6 protein-coding genes are annotated in these 5,640 nt (G+C 66.5%); 4 read left to right on the top strand and 2 right to left on the bottom strand.

All coding sequences use genetic code 11. The features are described from left to right. From JHC36_RS01385 to JHC36_RS01370, 4 genes are all read left to right on the top strand, one after another. A partial coding sequence (locus tag JHC36_RS01385; protein ID WP_287914918.1) for a tRNA pseudouridine(55) synthase TruB occupies positions 1–410 on the top strand: 410 nt, incomplete at its 5' end. Between the two features lie 22 nt (positions 411–432). Continuing rightward, a complete protein-coding gene (gene typA, locus JHC36_RS01380; protein WP_124221927.1) occupies positions 433–2,262 on the top strand; it encodes a translational GTPase TypA in 1,830 nt (609 codons plus the stop codon). A 67-nt stretch (positions 2,263–2,329) separates the two neighbouring features. Next, complete coding sequence (locus JHC36_RS01375; protein WP_287914921.1) at positions 2,330–3,175, top strand: DMT family transporter; 846 nt, start codon at positions 2,330–2,332, stop codon at positions 3,173–3,175. Then, a complete protein-coding gene (locus JHC36_RS01370) occupies positions 3,168–4,268 on the top strand; it encodes an enoyl-CoA hydratase/isomerase family protein (protein WP_287914911.1) in 1,101 nt (366 codons plus the stop codon). Before JHC36_RS01375 ends, JHC36_RS01370 begins: the two co-directional genes overlap by 8 nt. Before the next feature lie 84 nt (positions 4,269–4,352). Here JHC36_RS01370 and JHC36_RS01365 read toward each other — a convergent pair whose 3' ends face one another. Together JHC36_RS01365 and JHC36_RS01360 are read right to left on the bottom strand one after the other, a co-directional pair. Further along, on the bottom strand, positions 4,353–5,192 hold the full coding sequence (locus tag JHC36_RS01365; RefSeq protein ID WP_287914908.1) for an anti-sigma factor family protein: 840 nt from the start codon (positions 5,190–5,192) through the stop codon (positions 4,353–4,355). 17 nt (positions 5,193–5,209) lie between these two features. Beyond that, on the bottom strand, positions 5,210–5,640 hold a 431-nt coding region (locus JHC36_RS01360; protein WP_287914905.1), incomplete at its 5' end, for an RNA polymerase sigma factor.

The following is a 5,640-nucleotide window of genomic DNA, read 5'->3' as shown; positions in this document are numbered from 1 at the left end:
TCCGTACCTTGGCCGAGGACATCGGCGAGGCGCTCGGCTGTGGCGCCCACCTGACGGCGCTGCGGCGGGTGGCCACGGGACCGTTCGCCCTCGATGCGGCGCTGACCCTGCAGCAGATCGAGGCCTGCGCGGAAGGCGAGCGGCTGGGCTTGCTTTGGCCGGTGGAGGATCTGCTCTCAGGCTGTCCGCCGGTCGTGCTTTCCAGCGAGGATGCGGGGCGTTTTCTGAGCGGGATACGTCGGCGGGGCGCGTGGCCGGACGCGCCCTTGGTGGCGGTCTACGGGAGCCACCCGCGCGCCTTGCTGGGCACGGGCGAGGTTCGCGGCGGGGAGCTGATTCCGCGGCGGCTTTTGAGCCCGGTCGAAATTGAACAGATTTTGGAAATTTTGGAAACGCCTGCGGGCGATTGAGCCCTAGGGCAGAGGAAATGGCATGACGAGACAGATTCGAAACATCGCGATCATCGCGCACGTGGACCACGGCAAAACCACCATGGTCGACCAATTGCTGCGCCAGTCGGGCACCTTTGCCGAGCACGAGAAGGTCGTCGACACGGTGATGGACAACAACGCGCTCGAGCGCGAGCGCGGCATCACCATCCTGGCGAAGAACTGCGCCGTGAGCTGGAAAGGCACCCACATCAACATCGTCGACACGCCCGGTCACGCGGACTTTGGCGGTGAGGTCGAGCGCGCGCTGTCCATGGTCGACGGCGTGGTGCTGCTGATCGACGCGCAGGAAGGGCCGATGCCGCAGACGCGCTTCGTCACCAAAAAAGCGCTGGCATTGGGGCTCAAGCCCATCGTCGTGGTCAACAAGGTTGACAAGCCTGGCGCCAATTGCGACCGCGTCATCAACGCGGCGTTCGACCTGTTCGACAAGCTCGGAGCCACCGACGAGCAGCTCGATTTCCCCGTGGTCTATGCCTCGGGCATCAACGGCTGGTCTTCGCTCGAAGAGGGCGAGCCCGGCGAGCAGTGGGGGCCAGATATGTCGGCGCTGTTCGACACGATCTTGAAGCATGTTCCGGCCCACGAGGGTGACCCGCAGGCGCCGCTGCAGCTGCAGATTTCGGCGCTCGACTACAACAGCTTCGTCGGCCGCATCGGCGTGGGTCGCATCAACGCCGGCACCGTGCGGCCGGGCATGGATGTGTTGGTAATGGAAGGGCCCGACGGACGCAGCTTCAAGGGCCGCATCAACCAGGTCTTGACCTTCCAAGGGCTGGACCGCATCCAGGTCACCGAAGCCGGGCCAGGTGACATCGTGCTCGTCAACGGCATCGCCGATCTGGGCATCGGCGTGACCATTACCGACCCCGAGCGTCCCGCCCCGCTGCCGATGTTGCGGGTCGATGAGCCCACGCTGACGATGAATTTCTGCGTCAACACCAGCCCGCTGGCCGGGCGCGAGGGCAAGTTCGTCACCAGCCGCCAACTTTGGGACCGGTTGCAGAAGGAGCTGCAATCCAACGTCGCGCTGCGCGTGCGCGAGACGGACGAAGAGGGCGTGTTCGAAGTCTCGGGCCGCGGGGAACTGCACCTGACCATCTTGCTCGAGAACATGCGGCGCGAAGGCTACGAACTCGCCGTGTCCAAGCCGCGCGTGGTGTTCAAGGAGATCGACGGCGTCAAATGCGAGCCGATCGAGCTCGTGACGGTGGACATCGAGGAGCAGCACCAGGGCGGCGTGATGCAGGCGCTGGGCGAACGCAAAGGCGAACTCATCAACATGGAGCCAGACGGCCGAGGGCGCGTGCGGCTCGAGTACCGCATCCCGGCGCGCGGCCTGATTGGTTTCTCGAACGAGTTCCTCAACCTCACACGTGGCAGTGGGCTGATCTCGAACATCTTCGACCGCTACGAGCCGCACAAGGGGGAGATCGGCGGGCGGAAAAACGGTGTGCTGATCTCGATGGACGACGGCGAAATCTTCACCTACGCGCTCGGCAAACTCGACGATCGCGGCCGTATGTTCGTGAAGGCCGGCGACCCGGTTTATGAAGGCATGATCGTCGGCATCCACAACCGCGAGAACGATCTGGTCGTCAATGCGACGCGCACCAAGCAGCTCACCAACTTCCGGGTCAGCGGCAAGGAGGACGCGATCAAGATCACCCCGCCGATCGAGCTCACGTTGGAATACGGCGTCGAGTTCATCGACGACGATGAGCTGGTCGAGATCACACCCAAGAGCATCCGACTGCGCAAGCGTTACCTCAAGGAACATGAGCGCAAACGCGCCAGCCGCGAAGGGGCCTGAGTCTGCCGAAGGCTCTGTGAGCGCCGCACGAGGCGCGGGCCTCAGCCACGCGCAGGCCGTGGCGCTGATGGTGCTGGTGACACTGCTTTGGTCGACCGCCGGCGTGGTGACGCGCCATCTGGAGGAGGCGCGCAGCTGGGAGGTGACCTTCTGGCGCAGCTTTTTCACCGTGCTCAGCCTGCTGGTGCTGCTGCCGCTGACCCAGGGTTGGGGCGTGTATGCGCGCATGCGCAAGGGCGGTTGGGCCTTGTGGCTGTCGGGCCTGTGCTGGGCGGGCATGTTTACGTTTTTCATGCTCGCCATCACGCTCACGACCGTGGCCAATGTCCTCGTGACCATGGCGCTCGCCCCATTGTTCACGGCGCTTGCCTCGCGCGTTTTCATTGGCCACCGGCTGCCCGTGCGCACCTGGCTTGCCATTGTCGTGGCGGGCCTCGGTATTGCCACCATGTACGGGACCCAGCTCGCGCAAGGCGCCAACTTCTGGGGTACGCTGGTGGCGCTGCTCGTGCCAATCTCGGGGGCGGCCAATTGGACGCTGACGCAGCATGCGCACGCACAGGGGCAGGAGGTCGATTTGATCCCCGCGGTGCTCATCGGCGCGGTGGTTTCGAGCCTGGTCACGCTGCCGTTGGCCTGGCCGTTTCAGGCCAGCGCGCATGATCTGACGCTGCTTGCGGCGCTGGGGCTCTTCCAACTGGCGATTCCGTCGTCGCTCGCCGTGGTTTGCACCCGCGCGCTCATGGCACCCGAGGTGGCACTGCTGGGTCTGCTGGAGGTGATCTTCGGCATTCTGCTGGCCTGGCTCGGCGCGGGCGAACGCCCCGGGGCGGAGGTGCTCGCCGGTGGCGCGCTCGTCATCGGCGCGCTGTTGTTCAACGAATGGTTCGGATGGAGGCAAAACCGTGCCTGAAGAAGTGCTGCTCGAACTGCGTGGCCGCGTTGGCTGCATCACGCTCAACCGGCCCAAGGCGCTCAACGCCTTGTCGCTGGAGATGATCCGCGCGCTCACGGGCGCTTTGCTCGAGTGGCGCAGCGATCCGGCGGTGCTGGCCGTCGCGGTTCGTGGCATGGGAAAAGACGGGCCGTTCGGGGCCTTTTGCGCCGGCGGCGACATCCGCTTCTTCCACCGCGCGGCCTTGGAGGGCGATCCGCGGCTCGAGGACTTCTTTACCGAGGAGTACAGCCTCAACCACCTCATCCACACCTATCCCAAGCCGTACATCGCGCTGATGGACGGCGTGGTCATGGGTGGCGGCATGGGCATCAGCCAGGGCGCGAGCCTGCGCGTGACCACGCAGCGCACCCGCATGGCCATGCCCGAGACGCAGATCGGCTTGTTTCCCGATGTCGGCGGCGGCTACTTCCTCAGCCGTTGCCCGGGACATCTCGGCGAATATCTGGCGCTGACCGGCCAGACCCTCAACGGCAGCGACGCGGTCTACGCATCCTTGGCCGATGGCTGCATGGATGCCGCGCGGCTGGAGGTGTTGTGGGACACGCTACAGCACACGCCGTTTGAGTCCGGCGCGGCCGTCGAGCATTGGGTTAGTACGTTTTTTGTAGCAAACACCGACCGTTTCACGCTGGCGTTGCCGAAAATCAATGCCTATTTCGGCTTGGAAACGCTGCCCCAGATCGTGCATGCGCTCGAAGCCGCCACCAGCGACGCCTGGGCGCAGGAGACGGCCGCCGTGCTGCGCAAGCGTTCGCCACTGATGCTGCATGTCGTGCTCGAACAAATCCGCCGCGCGCGCTCGATGGGCCTGGCCGACGACCTGCGCATGGAACGCGACTTGGTGCGCCACTGCTTCGACATGGCCCACCTTGGGCGCCGCGGCGCGACGAGCGAAACCGTCGAAGGCGTGCGCGCGCTGGCCATCGACAAAGACCACAACCCGCGCTGGAATCCGGCCCGGATCGAAGACGTCACTCCCGAGATGGTCGCCCCGTTCTTCATCAGCCCGTGGCCCGCATGGGCGCATCCCTTGCGCACGCTGGCATGAGGTCGGGCTGACCCAGCTTCGCGCGCGCATCCGGCCTGCAGCTGCCTCGGCGCCATGACCGGCCAACGCCGGCAGGCGGCCGACTCAACGTTGGCGGTACACCGACTGCGCGAGCGCCATCATGCGGTCCTGGGGCAGCGGCCCGGCCAGGGCGTAGCCGAAGTCCGCGTCGACCCAGTAAAAGCTCGTCAGCGCCCCTTCCCGCGTCCAGCGAAAGCCGGTCGTTGCGCCGTCGCTGCCTTGCGGCGGCAGGGCGCCAAGGTAGAGCGTGACGCGCTCACCCGTGGCGGTTTGGAACATGAACTGCGCGCGTGCGCCGGGCTCGTCCGGAGTGCCCGGCAACAGGCGCCCGCCGACCAGTTCGAACCCTTCAGCGCTGAGGTCCGGTACTTTGATGGGGCGCCCCAGCCGCTTGGACAGCCATTGCACCAGATGTTCCTGCTGCGAGGCCGCCACTTCCACTGGATGGCGGACTTCCGGCGCATAGACCGCGTGCGCCACCAAGGCGGCCTGACCAAAGCGCTGCGCGCCTTCGACGGTGGCGGGCGCCGAGGCCTGGAGTGAACCGCGGCTGCCCGTGGCGTCCTGCAGCCGGTCGTGGGCGATCCAACCCGTGCCAAAGGCCAGCAACACGCTTGCTGCCATGCCGCCCCAGCGCCAGGCCTCGAAGCGCTGCGCATGCCGCTCGGCGAGGCGATCGGCAGCCGCAGCGAGGCCCGCGGGCAGGGGTGCGGCCAACACCTCGCGGTGCAGGCCTTGCAGCGCCTGGCGCTGGGCGCGCCAGCCCTGCAAACGTTCGCGCAGGGCGGCATCCTGGGCCAGCCGGGCTTCGAGCGCGGCGCGCTCGGTCGGCGTGAGTTGGCCGTCGAGCCACGCGTTGAGCGTGTCGTCGGAGACGGGGGCGCGCGGGTCGTTCGGGTTCATGGGATCGTCGGAACTCATTATTTCAGCCGCCGCAAGGTCCCGTGCGGTTGGATTTCGGCGTCCTGGCTGCCGCCCGGGGCCAACTCGGCGGGATTCATCCACTCGCGCAGCCGCGCGCGGGCGCGCGAAAGGCGGGACATGACGGTGCCGACCGGAATCCCCAGAATATTGGCGACCGCCTCGTAGCTCAGGTCTTCGAGCGTGACCAAAAGCAGCACGGTTCGCTGCTCATCGGGAAGCCGCAGCAGGCAGCGCTGAAGGTCGAGTGCGAGATCGGACGGCGCCTCTGCGCCAGGCAGGTCGTCTGCCATCTCGTCGACGTCGATTTGTGCACTCGGCGCGGGTCGAAGTCGGGCGCGGCGTACCTGGTTGGCATGCAGGTTGTGCATCACCGTGAACAGCCAGGCCCGCAGGTCGCTGCCCGCGCGCCAGAGGTGCCAGCGGCTGC

Source organism: Tibeticola sp. (genome assembly GCF_022759015.1).
GTDB lineage: Bacteria > Pseudomonadota > Gammaproteobacteria > Burkholderiales > Burkholderiaceae_C > Tibeticola > Tibeticola sediminis.
The sequence above is the reverse complement of the archived record's forward strand: the minus strand, read 5'-3'. Positions and strand labels throughout refer to the sequence as shown.

Excerpts from the sequence above, each read along its gene's own strand:
- typA (WP_124221927.1), top strand. The coding sequence starts at position 433 with ATGACGAGACAGATTCGAAACATCGCGATCATCGCGCACGTGGACCAC.
- JHC36_RS01375 (WP_287914921.1), top strand. The coding sequence starts at position 2,330 with ATGGTGCTGGTGACACTGCTTTGGTCGACCGCCGGCGTGGTGACGCGC.
- JHC36_RS01365 (WP_287914908.1), bottom strand. The coding sequence starts at position 5,192 with ATGAACCCGAACGACCCGCGCGCCCCCGTCTCCGACGACACGCTCAAC.